General features: G+C 68.3%; 14 protein-coding genes. 2 read left to right on the top strand and 12 right to left on the bottom strand.

The features are described from left to right. Window positions 1-198: 198 nt before the first annotated feature. Window positions 199-2,196 (top strand): choice-of-anchor X domain-containing protein, encoded by a 1,998-nt coding sequence (locus CEK69_RS18120; RefSeq protein WP_152247158.1) that lies wholly within the window; start codon window positions 199-201, stop codon window positions 2,194-2,196. A 263-nt stretch (window positions 2,197-2,459) separates the two neighbouring features. Here CEK69_RS18120 and purU read toward each other — a convergent pair whose 3' ends face one another. The 7 genes from purU to CEK69_RS18155 all read right to left on the bottom strand — a co-directional run bounded on the left by purU (window position 2,460) and on the right by CEK69_RS18155 (window position 9,542). Further along, window positions 2,460-3,311, bottom strand: a complete 852-nt coding sequence (gene purU, locus CEK69_RS18125) for a formyltetrahydrofolate deformylase (protein WP_152247160.1) — start codon at window positions 3,309-3,311, stop codon at window positions 2,460-2,462. An 802-nt stretch (window positions 3,312-4,113) separates the two neighbouring features. After that, on the bottom strand, window positions 4,114-4,554 hold the full coding sequence (locus CEK69_RS18130; RefSeq protein ID WP_017908683.1) for an XVIPCD domain-containing protein: 441 nt from the start codon (window positions 4,552-4,554) through the stop codon (window positions 4,114-4,116). Between the two features lie 121 nt (window positions 4,555-4,675). Next, window positions 4,676-5,554: an NAD(P)-dependent oxidoreductase gene (locus tag CEK69_RS18135; RefSeq protein WP_081613553.1), complete on the bottom strand. Its 879-nt coding sequence runs from the start codon at window positions 5,552-5,554 to the stop codon at window positions 4,676-4,678. Window positions 5,555-5,612: 58 nt separating this feature from the next. Further along, entirely contained in the window at window positions 5,613-6,770 is a 1,158-nt protein-coding gene (locus CEK69_RS18140) for an NADH:flavin oxidoreductase/NADH oxidase (RefSeq protein ID WP_193314034.1), read from the bottom strand. A 27-nt stretch (window positions 6,771-6,797) separates the two neighbouring features. Then, entirely contained in the window at window positions 6,798-7,679 is an 882-nt protein-coding gene (locus CEK69_RS18145; RefSeq protein ID WP_152247164.1) for an NAD-dependent protein deacetylase, read from the bottom strand. Between the two features lie 195 nt (window positions 7,680-7,874). Beyond that, window positions 7,875-8,255 (bottom strand): VOC family protein, encoded by a 381-nt coding sequence (locus CEK69_RS18150; RefSeq protein ID WP_148827242.1) that lies wholly within the window; start codon window positions 8,253-8,255, stop codon window positions 7,875-7,877. A 33-nt stretch (window positions 8,256-8,288) separates the two neighbouring features. Next, window positions 8,289-9,542, bottom strand: a complete 1,254-nt coding sequence (locus tag CEK69_RS18155; RefSeq protein WP_152247166.1) for an MFS transporter — start codon at window positions 9,540-9,542, stop codon at window positions 8,289-8,291. A 99-nt stretch (window positions 9,543-9,641) separates the two neighbouring features. On the opposite strand from CEK69_RS18155, the gene CEK69_RS18160 reads away from it, so the two are divergent. Further along, window positions 9,642-10,547, top strand: coding sequence for a LysR family transcriptional regulator (locus CEK69_RS18160; RefSeq protein ID WP_152247168.1), 906 nt, complete (start codon window positions 9,642-9,644; stop codon window positions 10,545-10,547). Between the two features lie 41 nt (window positions 10,548-10,588). Here the strand turns inward: CEK69_RS18160 and CEK69_RS18165 are convergent, their stop codons facing one another. From CEK69_RS18165 to CEK69_RS18190, 5 genes are all read right to left on the bottom strand, one after another. Further along, window positions 10,589-11,512, bottom strand: coding sequence for an IS110 family transposase (locus CEK69_RS18165; protein WP_026143295.1), 924 nt, complete (start codon window positions 11,510-11,512; stop codon window positions 10,589-10,591). A gap of 1,259 nt (window positions 11,513-12,771) precedes the next feature. Next, window positions 12,772-13,104, bottom strand: a complete 333-nt coding sequence (locus tag CEK69_RS18175) for a thioredoxin family protein (protein WP_017911175.1) — start codon at window positions 13,102-13,104, stop codon at window positions 12,772-12,774. A gap of 87 nt (window positions 13,105-13,191) precedes the next feature. Then, window positions 13,192-13,752 carry a flavodoxin gene (locus CEK69_RS18180; protein WP_152247170.1) on the bottom strand — a complete coding sequence of 187 codons (561 nt, stop codon included), beginning with the start codon at window positions 13,750-13,752 and terminating at the stop codon, window positions 13,192-13,194. Between the two features lie 123 nt (window positions 13,753-13,875). Then, window positions 13,876-14,916, bottom strand: a complete 1,041-nt coding sequence (locus tag CEK69_RS18185) for a ribonucleotide-diphosphate reductase subunit beta (protein ID WP_010340146.1) — start codon at window positions 14,914-14,916, stop codon at window positions 13,876-13,878. Window positions 14,917-15,024: 108 nt separating this feature from the next. Further along, entirely contained in the window at window positions 15,025-17,439 is a 2,415-nt protein-coding gene (locus CEK69_RS18190; protein WP_017908331.1) for a ribonucleoside-diphosphate reductase subunit alpha, read from the bottom strand. Between the last annotated feature and the right edge of the window lie 38 nt (window positions 17,440-17,477).

Genomic DNA, 17,477 nt, shown 5'->3' on the forward strand with positions numbered 1-17,477 from the left:
GTTGCAGCATGTCCGGCATCCCAGTTCGGCACGCATTGCTGCATTGCGTCTTTGTCCGGCAATGTGCGCTGGCTATAACCGCAGGCGAACGCGTGGCGAGGGGGCGCTGCGTCCTCGCCGACGTGCTGCCGGCGGCGCACTGCGCCGCGGTCTCCGGCATGTGCGTCTGCTTCTCAGCACCGCCAGGGAGAGCGCGTCATGCCGAAGCTGTCGAACCTGTCCGCCGTCTGCGTCCTGTGTTTCGTCGTCCCCGCCGCCGCGCTGCACGCGGCCGAACTGATTCCCAAACAACTGGCCGGACCGCCGGAGGAGTTCGCGCAGATGCGCGCGCCCGCCCCGGCGGAAGCGGCGATCCTGTCCAAGAGCGCGTTGCTGCCGGTGGAGTTCTCCGCCGCACGCAGCAGTGGCCCGGCGCAGTGGCACACCACCCTGCCGGTGGAGAACGGCAAGCTGCGCTTCGTGGTGCTGTCCGGCGAGCACGACTGGCAGCCGCGCCTGAGCGCACCGGCCACGGCCAGCGCCCGCATGGGCACCGCCGCCGCCACGCCGATGCTCGCGCCCAGCGCCAAGGCCACCCAACTGGGCGCCGGCGGCGCCGCGTTGCCGGCTCGCGAGTACCGCGTGGACAGCGCCGCCAACGGCGACTGGACCCTGACCTTACAGGCCGACGGCAGCAACACGGTGCAGCGTGGCTACGTGCTGATGGAGGGCGATCCACGCACGCAACTGGCGTCCTATCCCAGCGACCGCGCGCAACTGCAGCGCGGCCAGCGCATCGGCCTGACCGCGCTGCTCGGCGGCATCGATGCGCAGGGCGGCGTATCACTGGCGCGCAGCGCCGGCAGCGGCCGCATCGACACCGCACAGCTGCGCGTGATCGCGCCGGACGGCTCCGTCAGCCAATGGCCGATGGCCGACGACGGCCGCCACGGCGACGGTGCCGCGGGCGATGGCGTGTATGCCGGCGACTTCCCGGCGATCGCCACCGGCACCTACATCGCGCAGGTGGTGGTGCATGGTCACGACGCCGGCGGCCAGGCCTTCGTGCGCACCAGCGAGCACGTGCTGCCGGTGCTGGACACCACCTTGCGCATCACCGCCGATGCGGTCGCCGCCAGCGCCCAGCCCGGCACCCGGCTGACCCTGCCGATCCCGGTGCGCATCGGCGCCGGCCAGGCGCCGGCGCACTACCGCGTGCTCGGCGAACTGTGGGGCACCGGCCGCGACGGCAGCGCGGTGCCGGTGGCCTGGCTCGGCGGCATGCTCGCGCCGCAGGACGGACGCCTGCCGCTGAGCGTGGACGAGCGCTGGATCGTCCGCGCCGGCGCGCGTGCGCCGTTCACCCTGCGCAACCTGCGCGTGGAGGATCCGGACAACTTCGTGCCGCTGGCCACGCGCGCGACGTTGCCGCTGACCCTGCCGGCACTGCGCCGCAGCAGCGTGGCGCGCAGCACCGGCGCGATCGACGAGAGCATGCGCATGGGCGAGCGCCCGGCACAGCTGAGCACCGCCGCCACCGACATGCAGGCACAGGCCACCGGCAAGCGCCTGGTGCTGGTGCACGGCTATTGCTCGGGCGGGGTGTGGCCGGTGGCGCAGTTCACCAATGCCTCCGCGTTCCTGGACGTCAACCAGAACCGCAGCAACGACCAGTTCGCGCAGCGCCTGGCGCAGTTCGGCAGCCAGTGGAACTCGTTCGGCACGGTGGCGCACAGCCAGGGCGGCATGGCCGCGTTGCACCTGTACGTGTACTACTGGAGCGGCCTGGACAACGCCAGCGGCGGGCGGGTGATGCAGTCGGTGGGCACGCCCTACCAGGGCACCAACCTGGCCGGCATCCTGGCCACGGTGGGCTCGTGGTTCGGCGTGGGCTGCGGCACCAACAACGACCTGACCTACGACGGCGCCAAGGCCTGGCTGGCCGGCATCCCCAACTCGGCGCGGGCGCTGGTGAACTACTACACCACCTCCTTCGCCAAGACCAACTGGTATACCAACGACTACTGCAATGCGGCCTCGGACCTGGTGCTGAGCGACCCGGAGGACGGCACGGTGGAGCAGGTCAACGGCCAGCTGCCCGGCGGCGTCAATCGCGGCCACACCACCGGCGAATGCCACACCACCGGCATGCGCGATCCGGCGCAGTACCTGGACGCCAGCCGCAACGCGACGATGAACGCCAACGCGGCGCGTTGAGGGCTGGGAATGGGGAATCGGGAATGGGGAATCGGCAGAGCAAACGCCGCGCTGCGGCTGCTGATGGTGCCCTTCCCTATTCCCGACCCCCATTCCCAGCTTCATCGGAAATGCCACCGTGCAGTGACTGGAGAGCGGGGATGATCGTCGATGCAGACAGTCGGCGCCGCGACCATGGATTACGGCAAGCGGGTGCTCTTAGCCGCTGTTGCTGTTGCTGTTGCTGCTCCCCATTCCCGATTCCCGAATCTCCACTCCCCGCCTCAGCGAAATACCACCGTGCGATGCCCGTTGAGCAGGATGCGATGCTCGACGTGGCGGCGCACGGCGCGGGCCAGCACCTGCGACTCGGTGTCGCTGCCCAGGCGCACCAGTTCGCGCGGGGTCATGGCGTGGTCCACGCGGGCCACGTCCTGCTCGATGATCGGGCCTTCGTCCAGGTCGCCGGTGACGTAGTGCGCGGTGGCACCGATGATCTTGACCCCGCGTGCGTGCGCCTGGTGGTACGGCTGCGCGCCCTTGAAGCTGGGCAGGAAGCTGTGGTGGATGTTGATCGCGCGTCCGGCCAGCGCCGCGCACAGCGTCGGCGACAGGATCTGCATGTAGCGGGCCAGCACCACCAGATCGATGCGTTCGCGTTCGACCAGCGCCAGCAACTGCGCCTCCTGTTCGGCGCGGTTGGCGGCACTCACCGGCAGGTGGTGGAACGGCACGCCGTAGGACCCGGCCAGCGCGGCGAAGTCGGGATGGTTGGAGGCCACCGCGGCGATGTCCACCCGCAAATGCCGACTGTGCGCGCGGAACAGTAGGTCGTTGAGGCAATGACCCTGCTTGCTGACCAGCACCAGCAGGCGCGCACGGCGGCGCGCGTCGTGCAGTTGCCAGTCCATCGCGTAGTCGGCGGCCAGCGGCTCCAATTGCAGCTTCACCGCGGCGACGATGCCGTCGGCGGGTACGTCGAAGTGCACGCGCAGGAAGAAACGGCCGCTTTCCTCGTCGCCGAACTGCTGCGCATCGAGGATGTTGCAGCCGTGCTCGAACAGCAGGCCGCTGACGCGGAAGACGATGCCGGTACAGTCCGGGCAGGACAGGGTCAGGATGTAGTCGGGGCGCATCCGGCGATGATAGGGGAAAGACGGGGATTCGGGATTCGGGACAGTCCACTTCTCGAACGTGGTGGGGCAACTGTCATGCAGCGACGGCGGGCGAAGTCCGCTGTGCATCCGATCTTGCACGACGTCGGGACTGAAGTCCCTCCCACAGTGCAGTCCCTGACCGTGCCGGTGCTGCAGTGTGGGCGCGGCCTCAACCAGGACGGTGAGAAGAGGCCACGCCATCCAGCCGCAGCCGGCTTTTCCTTCTCCCTCCGGGACCATGGCCCCCTTTTTGGGGGAAGGTGCCCCGAAGGGGCGGATGAGGGTCCGGGCTGAGCCTCGTGCAGTCGAAACACCGCATACGCTGCGCGCCCGGACCCTCACCCCAACCCCTCTCCCGGAGGGAGAAGGGCTAAGCGCCATCCAGCCGAGGCCGGCTTCTCCTTCTCCCTCCGGGAGAAGGTGCCCCGGAGGGGCGGATGAGGGTCTGGGCGGAGCCTCGTGCAGTCGAAACACCGCATGCGCTGCGCGCCCGGACCCTCACCCCAACCCCTCTCCCGGAGGGAGAGGGGCTAAGAGCCATCCAGCCGAGGCCGGCTTCTCCTTCTCCCCTCGGGACCATGGCCCCCTTTTTGGGGGAAGGTGCCCCGAAGGGGCGGATGAGGGTTCGGGCGAAGCCTCGTGCAGTCGAAACACCGCGTGCCCTGCGCGTCCGGACCCTCACCCCAACCCCTCTCCCGGAGGGAGAGGGGCTCAGCCATGCTTACCCGGAAACAGGGTCGAAGCTGACGCCTCACCCAGGACGCTGCTCACTCGCCTGCGCTCACTCCGGGCGCAGGCGCAGCGCCAGGCGACGGTTGACCTTTTCCAGGCGCGCCAGCGAGTCCTCCACCGACATGCCGACCGCTTCGTGAGTGGTGATGTGCGCGCGCAGGTGCGCCGGATCGTCCAGGTCGCCGCGCACCAGGAACACATTCTCGCCATCCTCCACGTCGCCGATCTCGCGGCTGAGCACCACGTGGTCGACCTGGTCGAAACCGTATTCCTTGGCCAGCGGCAGCAGCCGCGCCACCATGCGCTCGCTGATCGCGTCCGGCGCGCGCCCACAGGCGGCGTCCAGCGCGTGCACACCCTCGCGGATCTGCGCGTACAGGAGATGGTCCGGATGCTCCGGGTGATCGGGCCCGGGCACGGGCTCGCGCACCACCGCGCGCGGTGGCTGGATCGGGGCTCTGTCGCCGGGATCGGACGAATTCGGACTCATGGCATCCTCCTGTGATGCGCCAGCAAATCGCCGCACCTTAGCGGCAAGCGCGCGCCAGGCTCAAGCGGGTGCGCAGTGTGCGGCATGCGCCGCCAAGGTCCGCTGAAGATCCGTCGGCGCTTCAGGCCTGGCCGGCGCGGCGCGCGGCGACCTTGGCCAGCGCCGCCCAGTCGAGGTCGCCGTCGCCGTGCGCGATCGCCTCGATGAAGGCATCGCGCAGCACCGCCGCCAGCGGCATCGGCACGTGCCGGGTCTCGCCGGCGTTCAGGGCCAGGCGCACGTCCTTCAGGCCCAGCGTGGCCTTGAAGCCGGCCGGGCTGTAGCGCTGTTCGGCGATCATCCCGCCGTAGGTCTGGTAGGCCGGTGCGGCAAACACGGTGCTGGTGAGCATGTCGAGGAAATCGGCCGCTTCCACGCCGTGCCCGCGCACCAGCGCCGACGCCTCGGCCATGGTGCCGATGGCGCTGGCCAGGCACAGGTTGGCGGCAAGCTTGACCGCGTTGGCCTGTTCCGGGGCGGCGCCGAAATACCAGGTCTTGCGTCCGATGACGTCGAGCAAGGGCTGCACCCGCGCCAGTGCCGCGGCGTCGCCGGCGGCGAGCAAATTGAGCTGGCCGGCCGCGGCCACCTCCACCCGCCCCAGCACCGGCATCGCCAGGTAGGCGACGCCACGCTCGGCATGCAGCGCGTGCAGTTCGCGCGCCAAGGCCACCGAGATGGTGGCCATGTTGACGTGCACGCTGCCGGCGGTGAGCGCGTCCAGCGCGCCGCGATCGAGCAGGGTCTCGCGCACCGCGGTGTCGTCGGCCAGCATCGAGAACAGCACCGGCCCGCGCACCGCATCGGCCGGTTGCGCGGCCTGCTGCGCGCCGGCCTCGAGCAGGGGCTGCGCCGCCGCGGCGCTGCGGTTCCAGACCGTCAACGCATGGCCGGCGCGCAGCAAGTTGAGCGCGATCGGCTGGCCCATCGTGCCCAGGCCGAGAAATCCAATCGTCGTCATTGCAGGCTCCCTGAAGGAATCGAAATGGAGGACGCCACCAGCGCGCGCAGCGCGCCGGTCAGGCGTCGAACACGCCGCGCGCCGCATGCGGCTCGCAACGCAGGTATTGCGGCGACGGGCGTACCCGCGCGCCCAGCGCGGCGGCCGCGTGCCACGGCCAGCGCGGATCGTAGAGGATGCCGCGGGCCAGCGCGATGGCATCGGCACGGTCCTCGGCGAGGATGGCCTCGGCCTGCTGCGGCTCGGTGATCAGGCCCACTGCGATCACCGGCATGCGCACCGCGCGGTGCAGCGCCTCGGCCAGCGGCACCTGGTAGCCGGGCGCCACCGGAATGCGCTGACGCCGGTCCAGCCCGCCGCTGGATACGTGCAGATAATCGCAGCCCTGCGCCTGCAATGCCTGCGCCAGCGCCTCGCTCTGCGCCAGATCCCAGCCGCCGTCGACCCAGTCGGTGGCGGAGATGCGCACGCCCACCGCGATGCTTGGCGCCACCGCGGCGCGCACCGCCGCATGCACGCGCAGCAGCAGGCGCATGCGGTTCTCCAGGCTGCCGCCATAGGCATCGGCGCGCTGATTGCTCAGCGGCGACAGGAACTGGTGCAGCAGGTAGCCGTGTGCGGCGTGCAATTCGATCAGCTCGAAGCCAAGGCGTTCGCCGCGCCGCGCCGACGCCACGAACGCCTCGACGATGGTGTCGATGCCGGCCAGATCCAGCGCCTGCGGCGACGGGCCGTCGTCGGCGAATGCCTGCGCCGACGGCGCCACCGTCTGCCAGCCGTTCGGCTGCTCGGGCGCGATCGCGCCGCCGCCGTCCCAGGGCTTGTGCGTGGACGCCTTGCGCCCGGCATGCGCGAGCTGGATGCCCAGCGGCATCGGCGACCAGCGCCGCACGGAGCGCAGCACCGTGTCCAGCGCCGCCTCGGTGGCGTCGTCCCATAGGCCCAGGTCGGCGTAGCTGATGCGCCCGCGCGGCTCCACTGCGGTCGCCTCCAGGATCAGCAGCCCGGCGCCGGACTGCGCCAGTTGGCCCAGATGCTGCACATGCCAGTCGCTGGCACGGCCGTCCTCGGCCGAGTACTGGCACATCGGCGCGATCACGATGCGGTTGGACAACGACAGCGGCCCCAGCGCGAGGGGCGAGAACAAGTGACTCACGATACGGATCCATGGAAACGCCGCGCGCGGCGCGGGAAGCGACCATTGCACTCCTGCCATGCAGCGCGATCAACCACTGCCGATGGATCAGTTCGTGCCGGGATTCGGAACGCGCGCCGCCGCCGGTAGCAGGAAGGACAGCGCCTGCGCGCACGACTGCTCCACTTTCATGCTCAGCAGATCGTCGCCGCGGGTGCGGCCCAGGTTGACCGCGGCGATCGGCAGCCCGGCCTTGGCCGCGGCCTGCACGAAGCGAAAGCCGGAATAGACCATCAGCGACGAGCCCACCACCAGCACCGCGTCGGCGCACTGCAGATGCGCGAAGGCACTGGCAACGCGCTCGCGCGGCACGTTCTCGCCGAAGAACACCACATCCGGCTTCAGCACGCCGCCGCAGTGCGTGCAGGCCGGCACCACGAAACTGGCGAAATCCTCGCCCTCCAGGTCGGCATCGCCGTCGGGCGCCGGCGCGGCCTGCAACGTCGCCCACTGCGGATTGTGCTGCAGCAGGTGCTGCTGGAACGCCTCGCGCGGCATGCGCCGCTCGCAGCCCATGCAGCGCACCACGTCCAGGCGCCCGTGCAGGTCGATGGTGGCGCGGCTGCCGGCGGCCTGGTGCAAGCCGTCCACGTTCTGGGTCAGCAGCAGTTCGACCTGGCCGCGCGCTTCCAACTGCGCCAGCGCGGCATGGGTGGCATTGGGCCGCGCATGGCCGAAGCGCGGCCAGCCGAGCAGGCTGCGCGCCCAGTAGCGCTGCCGCGTCGCCAGCTCGCCCATGAAGGCCTGGTAGGTCACCGGCTGCGCACGCTTCCAGTCGCCGGCGGCGTCGCGGTAGTCGGGAATGCCCGAATCGGTGCTGCAGCCGGCACCGGTCAGCACGAACAGGCGCCGATGGCGGTCGACGAACGCTTCCAGCGCGGACGCCGCTGGCTGTGCGGACGCGGCGTGATCCTGCAGCAACTGCGACATCAGGCGGCTCCCGTCGGTGTGAAGGCGCGCGCCAATGCGGCGGCCGTGCCGCTGTATGTAGTGCGTGCTGGCCGGCAACACAAGGCCTGTGATTGCCGCACGTGCGGACAGCGCTCGGCACGAACGATGGACCGGCGGCGGCACAGGGTCAGGCAGCGCGCGGACGGCACACGTCTGGTGCCAACGCGGCTCCCATCACAACGGGTTGGCGACCTCGATCAGGTTGCCGTCCGGATCGCGGAAGTACAGCGACAGGATCGGGCCGCGGGCGCCGGTGCGTTGCACCGGCCCGTCCTCGATCCGCACGGCGGCAGCGCGCAGTTCCTCGGCCACCTGCGCCAGCGGCGTGGCGGTGAGAAAGCACAGATCGGCCGAGCCCGGCGTAGGCACCTGGGCCTTCGGGTCGAACGCGTGACCATGCCGATGCAGGTTGATCTTCTGCTCGCCGAACGCCAGCGCCTTGCGGCCTTCGCCGAAGGTCACCACGCGCATGCCCAGCACCCGCGCATAGAACGCGCAGGTCGCCTCAATGTCGGCGACGGTGAGGACCAGATGGTCGAGATGGTCGATCTGCATTGCGGAACCCTCGTTGGATGACGGCAGCGCGGTTCACTCGCCGCGCGGCGGATGCGGCCCGAAGCGGCCGTAGGGGCGGCTGTCGTCGGCGCCGCGGCGCAGCACCTGCGCGGCGACCAGGCCGATGCCCAGCAACACCAGGCAGCAGGCGACCAGTGCGTTCCAGCCGCCGTGTTGCCACGCCGCACCGCTGAGCGAGCCGATCACGCTGGCGCCGGCGTAGTACGCCAGCAGGTACAGCGAGGCGGCATGGCCCTTGAACTGCCCGCCCAGGCGCCCGACCCAGGCGCTGGCCGCCGAATGCGCGACGAAGAAGCCGATGGTCAGCAGCACGATGCCGGCGATGACCGGCACCAGCGCATGCGCCAGGGTCAGCGCCACGCCGAGCGCCGCGGTGGCGATGCCGGCCAGCACCACCGGGCCGCGGCCGAACCGGTCCGAGGCTGCGCCGGCGACCGAGGACGACACGATGCCGAACACGTAGGCGCTGAAGATCATGCCGAGCTGGCTCTGGCTCAGCCCGAACTCCGGTCCGCCCAGGCGGAAGCCGGCGTAGTTGTAGACGCTGACGAACACGCCCATCGCCAGGAACGGGATCGCGAACAGCCACGGCAGGTGGCGATCGCGCAGATGCCCGCCCCAGGCGCGCAGGTGGAAGCGCAGATTCACTCCCTGGCGGCGCACGAAGTGCCGCGACGGCGGCAGCAGCCACACGAAGCCGACCGCGGCCAGCAGATCCACCGTGCTCAGCGTGGCCAGCGCAACGCGCCAGTCGAAGTGGTCGGCGAGCATGCTCATGCCGATGCGGCCGACCATGCCGCCGAACGCATTGCCGGCCACATACAGCCCGGTGGCAGCGCCGAGCCGGCTCGCCGGCAGTTCCTCGGCCAGGTACACCATCGCCACCGCCGGCACGCCGCCCAGGGCGATGCCGGACAGCGCGCGCACCACCACCAGGGAACCCCAGTGCGGCAGGCACGACGCCAGCAGGTTGAGCAGCGCGGCCAGCGCGATCGACACGAACATCAGCCCGCGCCGGCCCAGCGTTTCCGACACCGCGCCAGCGCAGAAGATCGCGATCGCCAGGCCGCCGGTGGCCAGCGACAGCGGCAGCGAACTGGCCGCCGCGCTGAGCCCGAACTCGCGTGCGAACTCGGGCAACAGCGGCTGCACGCTGTACAGCAGCGAGAAGGTGGCGAAGCCGGCCAGGAACAGCGCCAGGCGGATGCGCAACAGCGGCGCATCGTCCACGGCGTGCACCGGCGGGCATTGGCTGGAGGCGTTCACGGTGTGGGTCGCGGCGGAAAACGGATGGCCAGTATTCGCCTGCCGTCACCCGGCGTCCAATATATGATCGACCCACTCTCCATATGTTCTGGATATGACATGGAACTGCGCCACCTGCGCTACTTCCTGGCCGTGGCCGAGGCCGGGCACTTCACCCGCGCCGCCGCGCAGTTGGGCATCCAGCAACCGCCGCTGAGCCAGCAGATCCGCGCACTGGAGGAGGAACTGGGCACGCCGTTGTTCGTGCGCACACCGCGCGGCGCCGAACTCACCGATGCCGGTCGCGCCTTCCGCACCGAAGCCCGGCGCGTGCTCGCCGACCTGGAACGCGCCGGCGATGCCGCGCGCCGCGCCGCGCGCGGCGAGAGCGGTGTGCTGCGGCTCGGCTTCACCGCCTCGGCCGCGTTCAACCCGATCGTGCCGACCCTGGTGCGCGGCTTCCGCCGCGGCTGGCCGGCGGTGACACTGGCGCTGGAAGAGACCAACACCGCCGGCCTGCTCGCCGCACTGCTGCAGGGACGGCTGGATGCGGCCTTCATCCGCTACAGCGTAGCCACGCCCTCGGAACTGCAGTTGCTCAAGCTGCCCGACGAACCGATGAAGATCGCGGTGCCGGCGGCGCACCGCCTGGCCAAGCGCCGCCGCGCACCGCTGTCGGCGCTGGCCGGCGAACCCTTCATCCTGTTCCCGCGCAGCTTCGGCACCAGCCTGTACGACGAGATCCTCGATGCCTGCCGCCAGGCCGGCTTCGAACTGAAGATCGAACAGGAAGCGCCGCAGATGTCGTCCATCGTCAACCTGGTGGCCGCCGAACTGGGCGTGTCGGTGGTCCCCGCCTCGACCGCGCAGGTGCAGTTGCCCGGCGTGCGCTACCTGGACATCGAAGGCCGCGTGCCTATGGCGCGCCTGGCCCTGGCCGCGCTGCCGGCCACCGCACAGGCGATGCCGATCGTGCGCCACCTGTGGCAGTTGGCGCAGGGGCGTGCGGCGGGCAGGCGTGGGTAGTGGTGGCAGCACTCCCCTAGCGGCAATGTAGGAGTCAACTGTCATGCACCTGCGATGACAGGAGGAGCGTACGGGGCCTGATCGCGCGCGATGGCATTGAGCCAGCGCAGGAACTTGTGCATGCAGGCGACGATGGCGACCTTGGCCGGCTTGCCCGCTGCGCGCAGACGTGCGTAGGTGTTGGCCAAGGGGGATTTGGCGCGGATGCTGGCCCAGGTGGCCATGTACAGCACGCGCCGCACGTCGGCACGTCCGCCTTTGATGCGGCGCTGGCCTTTCCAGCAACCGCTGTCGTGATTGAACGGGGCCAGCCCGACCAGGGCAGCGAGCTTGCGTGGCGGCAGCGTGCCCAGCTCTGGCAGCCGCGCGGCCAGAACCGCGCGCAGGATCGTCCCGAGCCCAGGCACCTTGGGTAGGCTCGAGCAGGTCTTGCCCTGCTGCTCGATCTCCTGCGTCAACGTCTGGATCTGCTGGTTCAGCAGGGCGATCACCTCTCGGCAGCGGTGTTGCGCCTTGGCGCTGGTAATGTGTTCCAAGCGCCGCCGATGGGCATCGCGCTGGCCCACCAGGGTGGCACGCAGGTCCAGCAGTTCGCGAAGAGACTGCTGGTGCCCGGGCACCACGGGCGTGGGGGTGGTCGGGATGTGCTGGGCGGCGATGGCCAGCAGGCGCGCGTCCAGGGCATCGGTCTTGGCATGCAGGCCCAAGGCCTGGGCGAGCTTGCGCGGACGATCGGCGGCCATCCGCACTGCCGGCAGGTCCGCCTCTCGGAGCACCTGCAGCACGGCATGTTCGTAGCCGCCACTGGCTTCCAGCACGATCCGCTCGCAGTCCATCCCAGCCAGACGTTGGGCCAGCGCACGCTGCCCCTGTGGCGTATTGGGCTGGGTCCAGGCCTGCTCGTCCGGCAGGACATGAATGACCAGCTCAGCCTTGGATACATCGATCCCGACATGGCGCCGCATAGACGTTCTCCGCAGTAGACTCATGGACGAGAGCGCTCCTGCCGATGCCCATGCTTGTGGAGTTCGAGCTCGTCACTCGGGCAACTGTTCGGGCTTGTCAGGCAGGAGAACCGGAGTGCGGCGGCGCTGACTCCTACTCGTGCTTGCTGGCACTGCGGCTAAACGGCCTGCCGCACTCCGCTCTCACCTACAACGATAGACCCTTATTTGACACAAGCGGCTTTAGCCGCGAAGGGCTTTACCGATAGAGCTCATCGCCGCCAAAGCTCACTCGTGCGGGTGTGCTTGTCCGACGTGTAAATCAAGCAGAAACAGCAATAGCAATAGCAACGGCTTTCGCCTTGCGGCGAGTTACTTTTCTTTGCTCGCGCAAAGAAAAGTAACCAAAAGAAAGCGCGCCCTGCCTACGCGACCTCCGCGCTTCGCGCTCCGGGTCCGCGTCCATCCCGGGGATCCGCGGAAGGGGCATCCTGCCCCTGCCGCGGACGGCGCACGTCCTTGTGCGCCGCCCCTTCGGGGTTTTTCCCCGTGCTGGCCGCCGCTTCGGAAGGGAACCCGGTAAGTCAAAAGCCGAAGCAACAGCAAAGACCGAAGCGACTGCCGCTGCAGCGCACACCCCCGTCATTCCAGCGGCCGCCAGCGAATGCACTTCGCGTGGTAGCCCATGTCGGCTGTTGATTGTGGTGGACGCGCAACGACGCTGGTTTTCGAAGAAGCTGCAGGCGCGGTTGTGCGTGGCGTGCAGGTGGCTGTGCCGGCGTGTGCCCAGCTCAGGCGCATCACCATTGCAATGCCGTATGTATGCGCTCCGCAATAGCTTTTGCTATTGATGTTGCGTTGGCTATTGATGTTGCGTTGGCTTTTGACTTACTGGGTTCCCTTCCGCAGCGGCGGATGGGCCGGGGAAAAACCCGAAGGGCGGCGCACATGGATGTGCGCCGTTCGCGGCAGGGGCAGGATGCCCCTTCCGCGAATCCCCGGTGCATCCGCGGACCCGGAGCGCGTTAGCGCGGAGGGCGCGAGGCAGGGTGTGCTTTCTTTTGGTTACTTTTCTTTGCACAAGCAAAGAAAAGTAACTCGCCGCAAGGCGAAAGCCGTTGCTATTGCTATTGCTATTGCTATTGCTGTTGCTGCTTGATTTACGCGTCGGACAAGCACAACCGCAAGAGTGAGCTTTGGCAGCGATAAGCTCTATCGGTGAAGCCCGTCGCGGCTGAAGCCGCTCCTATGAGATACGAGGTACGAGGAACGCGACGCGCTCAGCCCAGATGCGTGCGCACCGCTTCGTCGATCTTGGCCGGCGGCACGAAGCCTGGCACCCGCGCCACTTCCTCGCCCTGGCGGAACAGCATCAGCGTCGGCGTCTGGCGCAGGCCCTGCGCGCGGAAGAACTCCTCGCCCACGTCTTCCATCTTCACCTTGAGCAGGGTCACGCCCTGCGCGCTCTCGCCCTCGGCGAAACGCTCCAGCGACTTGTCGAGCATGCGGCAGCCGGGGCAGTTGTCCTTGTTGAAATCGGCCAGCACGCGCGGGTGCGCGGCGAGGGCATCGGCGAACTGTTCGGCACTGGAAACGGTGATGGTGGTGAGCATGGAACGAAACCTTGTCTGATGTCGGAAGAAGCCCGGCGTGCGATGGGAACGCCGGCAATGCCAGGAAACGGATGAACGACGACGGCGTCAGCCGTTGCCAGGCAACGGCAACACCCTCGCAGCGAAGCCAGCCGTGCCCGCGGGAGCGGACTCGGCAGCGGCCACCGGCACATCGCCTGCCAACGACGCGCGCGCCGCGCGCAACGCCAGCACCTGCGCGCACCACGCGTCGATGGCCGCGTTGTCGCGGTCGCCGTGCGGCATCTGCTCGATCTCCAGCAACGGATAAGCGCTGTCGAAGAACCGCGCGATGCGCTTGACCGCCCCGCAGTAGTACTCCAGCCCCCACTGCGTTTCGCCGGTGCCGAACGCCGCCACCTCGATCGTCTTGCCGGCCGCCTCGACCAACTCGGCGATATAGCGCTTCATCTCCGCCGGCGTGCGCCCGGCGTTGTCGCTCCAACTGCCGAGCAGATGCAGGTCGAAGTCCGCCGCACGCGCGGCGTCGCCGAGCGCGCCCTGCAACGTCTGCAGGTCGGTGTGGATCCAGGTGACCGCGTGCCCGGCCGCCTCGCACTGCGCATGCACGCGGCGGGCGACGTCGCGGGTGTTGCCGCTGAGCGAAGCGTAGGCGAGCAGGATGTGCATGGGGCGGGGATTTGGGATTCGGGATTGGGGATTCGCAAAAGCGGGGTTCGACGTTGCTGTTACGAATCCCGAATGCCGGGCTTTTCAGCAGCCGAACGGCTGATCATCCCCAATCCCGGCTCCTCACAGATCGTCGAAACCGTTGTCCGAGTTGGTCTTCTTGTAGCTGGCGTTGCGCATCTCGAAGAAGTCGGTCTTGGTTTCGGTGAAGTTGTCGGCGTAGGCCTTGATCCAGGGCATCACGTTGTCGCTGGCGCCGCTGTACAGCTTCTCGATGCCGAGCATGCCGGACATCTTGTTGGCGCGGTACTTCACGTACTGGATCATCTCGTCCACGTCGATGCCCTCGATGCCGTCGAGCACTTCCGAGGACCACTCGGTCTCCAGGCGGATCGCATGCTCGAAGGCCTGGTGCACGTAGTCGGTCAGTTCGTTGGTCTGCAGCTCGGCGTTCTCGCCGATGATGGCGCGGATCAGCTCGCTGATGAACTTGGTGTGGGCCAGCTCGTCGCGGTTGATGAAGCTGATGATCTTGCCGGTGCCGGTCATGCGGTTCTGCCGCACCAGGTTGTAGAAGTACGCGAAGCCGGAATAGAAGTTGATGCCTTCCAGGATCGAGGACTGGATCAGCGAGCGCAGCAGGGTCTCTGCGGTCTTCTCGCGCATGAAGTCGTCGTAGGCCTGCATGATCGGCTGGTTGCGCGCGATGATGGTCGGATGCGTGCGCGCGATCTCGAACACGCGGTTCTGGTCGGCCAGGCCGGCGATCGAGGCCAGCACGTACGAGTAGCTCTCGTTGTGGATCACTTCCTGCTGGCCGATGATCGCGGCGTTGGCGTGCGCGGCCGGGTCGGTGATGTATTCGGCGACGTTGTAGATGAAGCGCGTCTGCGGCGAATCCAGCGTGGCCAGCAGGCCGATGATCGAGTCGTAGGCGTTCTTCTCGCGCGCCGACAGCTCCCCGTACTGCTTGGCATCGCCCTTCATGTCCACTTCGTCGGGGATCCAGAAGTTGGTCGACAGCTCCTTGTACGCCCGGTAGAAGGACGGGTACGGGATGTCGTTCCAGTTGAGGATGCCGCTGGTGGTGCCGTTGATGATGCCGGTGGAACGGTTGGGGTGCAGCGGTTCGAGGATCTTGATGCGGTCGAGCGCGATGGCCATGGATGTGCTTCGGTAGTCGGGTGAACGGCGCCGGCGGACGGCGCGGGAATGCGGGACGCGCGCGACAGGACCGGCCTGCCGCGCGGCGCGGGCGTCAGACGCCGGCGATCAGCTCGAGCACCACTCGCACTCGCTGATGTCGATGTCGTTGGAACGCACGTAGTACGTGGTCTTCAGGCCTTCCTTCCACGCGGTCATGTGCAGGTCCAGCAGGGTGCTGGCGCGGATGCCGCTGGGCACGTAGAAGTTGAAGCTTATCGACTGGTCGACGTGGCGCTGGCGGCGCGCGTTCTGGCGCACGCTGGCGAACTGGTCGACCTTGTAGGCGCCCTTCTCGTAGTACGGGTAGGTGTCCACGGTCAGCCCCGGCGCCACCACCGGACGGCGGAAGTCTTTCTTCTCTTCGTAGTAGAACGCGCTGTAGATCGGGTCGATCGACGCGGTGGAGCCGGCGATCTGCGCGGTGCTCATGTTCGGCGCCACCGCCACCATCCAGGCGTTGCGCACGCCGTGCACGCTCACCTGCGCGGCCAGTTCCTGCCACTCGGCGCTGTCGTAGCCGCGCTTGGTGAAGTACTCGCCGTTCTGCCAGTCGCTGCCCTTGAACACCTTGTACGCGCCCTTCTCCTTGGCCAGCGCCAGGCTCGCCTGGATGGTCAGGTAGTTGATGCGCTCGTACAGCGAATCGCTGTACGCCTCGGCGTCCGGCGAATTCCAGTCGATGCCCTTCTGCGCCAGCAGGTGGTGCCAGCCGAAGGTGCCCAGGCCGATCGCGCGGTACTTCTGGTTGGTGATGGTGGCCTGCGGCACCGGCAGCTCGTTGAGGTCGATGACGTTGTCGAGCATGCGCACCTGGACGCGGATCAGCCGCTCCAGGATGTCCGGCGAGAGGAGGTCCGGCTGCGCGGTGACCGCGCGGCCCAGGTTCACCGAGGACAGGTTGCACACGACGAAGTCGCCGGCCTGCTTGGTGGTGACGATCTGGTCGCCGCTGATCATCTCCTGGATGACCCGCGTCGGGCTCATGTTCTGCAGGATCTCGGTGCACAGGTTGCTGGAATAGACCATGCCCTGGTGCTTGTTCGGGTTCATGCGATTGACTTCGTCGCGATAGAACATGAACGGGTTGCCGGTCTCCAGCTGGCTGACCATGATCCGCTTGAACATGTCGATGGCCTTGACCACCTTGCGGCCGATGCGCTCGTCGGCCACCACTTCCTCGTAACGGGCGCGGAAGCTGCCTTCGCCGCGCTTCTCGTCGAAGAAGTCCTGCAGGTACCAGCCCTTGACCTCCTTCACCTCGTGCGGGTCGAACAGGTACCACTCGCCGCGGCGCTCCACCGCTTCCATGAAGATGTCCGGCACGCACACCGCGGTGAACACGTCGTGCGCGCGCAGGCGCTGGTCGCCGTTGTTCAGGCGCAGGTCCAGGAACGCCTCGATGTCGCGGTGCCAGATGTCCAGGTACACGGCGATGGCGCCCTTGCGCTGGCCGAGCTGGTCCACCGACACGGCGGTGTTGTTGAGCTGCTTGATCCACGGCACCACGCCGCCGCTGGAGTTCTTCACGCCGCGGATCGCCGAACCGGACGAACGCACGTAGCCCAGGTAGGCGCCGACGCCGCCGCCGTGCTTGGACACGCGCGCCACGTCGGTGTTGGAGTCGTAGATGCCCTGCAGGCTGTCGTCGACGGTGTCGATGAAGCAGCTCGACAGCTGCCCGCCGATCTTGCCGGCGTTGGCCAGGGTCGGCGTGGCCACGGTCATGTACAGGTTGGACAGCGCCCAGTAGGCCTCGCCGACCAGCTGCATGCGGCGCTCGCGCGGCTTCTCGTCCTGCATCAGGTACAGGGCGATGGTCAGCCAGCGCTCCTGCGGCAGTTCGTAGACCTTGCGCGAGTTGTCGGTGGCCAGGTAACGCGTGGCCAGCAGGTACAGGCCGTTGTAGGCGAACAGCTTGTCGCGCTCCGGATCGATCATGCGGCCGGCTTCGGCCAGTTCGTCCTTGGAGTAGTTCTTGAGGATGTCGATCGAGTACACGCCGCGGTCGGCCAGGCTTTCCTGGAGGCCGACGTAGGAGCCGTACTTCTCGCCGGCATCGTAGAAACGGTTCTTGCTGGCGCGCTTGTACAGGCGGTCCAGGTACAGGCGCGCGGCGAAGTACTCCCACTCCGGCGTGGCGATGTCCACGCGCGACTCGGCCTCGCGGATCAGGTAGTCGACCATGTCGTCGGCCGACAGGCTTTCCTTCTTCTCGATGAAGGCGAAGGCCTTGCGCTCGTAGTCGCTCACGTCCAGCTGCGGGAACTCGGCGTGGATCCGGTCCAGGGTGCGCTGCAGGCGCGAGCGGTCGAAGGCCATGCGGCGGTTGCCGCCGTCCTTGACGATCCAGGTCACGGCGCGCTGGTCGTTGCTCGGCTCGCTGCTGGCCGTCGGCTCAGGCTGGGCAGTGGCGGCAGCGGTCGTGGGGTCGACGGCGGCGTCGACGGATGCGGTGGCCGGCAGGCTGTGGGTCTGGCTCATGAAGGTCTCCAAGCGTAGTGCACGCGGCCGCCCGACCC

It is taken from the genome of Xanthomonas sp. LMG 12462 (genome assembly GCF_009192885.1).
Lineage (GTDB): Bacteria > Pseudomonadota > Gammaproteobacteria > Xanthomonadales > Xanthomonadaceae > Xanthomonas_A > Xanthomonas_A sontii.

Excerpts from the sequence above, each read along its gene's own strand:
- CEK69_RS18185 (WP_010340146.1), bottom strand. The coding sequence starts at position 14,916 with ATGGCCATCGCGCTCGACCGCATCAAGATCCTCGAACCGCTGCACCCC.
- CEK69_RS18175 (WP_017911175.1), bottom strand. The coding sequence starts at position 13,104 with ATGCTCACCACCATCACCGTTTCCAGTGCCGAACAGTTCGCCGATGCC.
- CEK69_RS18180 (WP_152247170.1), bottom strand. The coding sequence starts at position 13,752 with ATGCACATCCTGCTCGCCTACGCTTCGCTCAGCGGCAACACCCGCGAC.
- CEK69_RS18165 (WP_026143295.1), bottom strand. The coding sequence starts at position 11,512 with ATGCGGCGCCATGTCGGGATCGATGTATCCAAGGCTGAGCTGGTCATT.
- CEK69_RS18150 (WP_148827242.1), bottom strand. The coding sequence starts at position 8,255 with ATGCAGATCGACCATCTCGACCATCTGGTCCTCACCGTCGCCGACATT.
- CEK69_RS18160 (WP_152247168.1), top strand. The coding sequence starts at position 9,642 with ATGGAACTGCGCCACCTGCGCTACTTCCTGGCCGTGGCCGAGGCCGGG.
- CEK69_RS18120 (WP_152247158.1), top strand. The coding sequence starts at position 199 with ATGCCGAAGCTGTCGAACCTGTCCGCCGTCTGCGTCCTGTGTTTCGTC.
- CEK69_RS18135 (WP_081613553.1), bottom strand. The coding sequence starts at position 5,554 with ATGACGACGATTGGATTTCTCGGCCTGGGCACGATGGGCCAGCCGATC.
- purU (WP_152247160.1), bottom strand. The coding sequence starts at position 3,311 with ATGCGCCCCGACTACATCCTGACCCTGTCCTGCCCGGACTGTACCGGC.
- CEK69_RS18190 (WP_017908331.1), bottom strand. The coding sequence starts at position 17,439 with ATGAGCCAGACCCACAGCCTGCCGGCCACCGCATCCGTCGACGCCGCC.
- CEK69_RS18130 (WP_017908683.1), bottom strand. The coding sequence starts at position 4,554 with ATGAGTCCGAATTCGTCCGATCCCGGCGACAGAGCCCCGATCCAGCCA.
- CEK69_RS18140 (WP_193314034.1), bottom strand. The coding sequence starts at position 6,770 with ATGGCAGGAGTGCAATGGTCGCTTCCCGCGCCGCGCGCGGCGTTTCCA.
- CEK69_RS18145 (WP_152247164.1), bottom strand. The coding sequence starts at position 7,679 with ATGTCGCAGTTGCTGCAGGATCACGCCGCGTCCGCACAGCCAGCGGCG.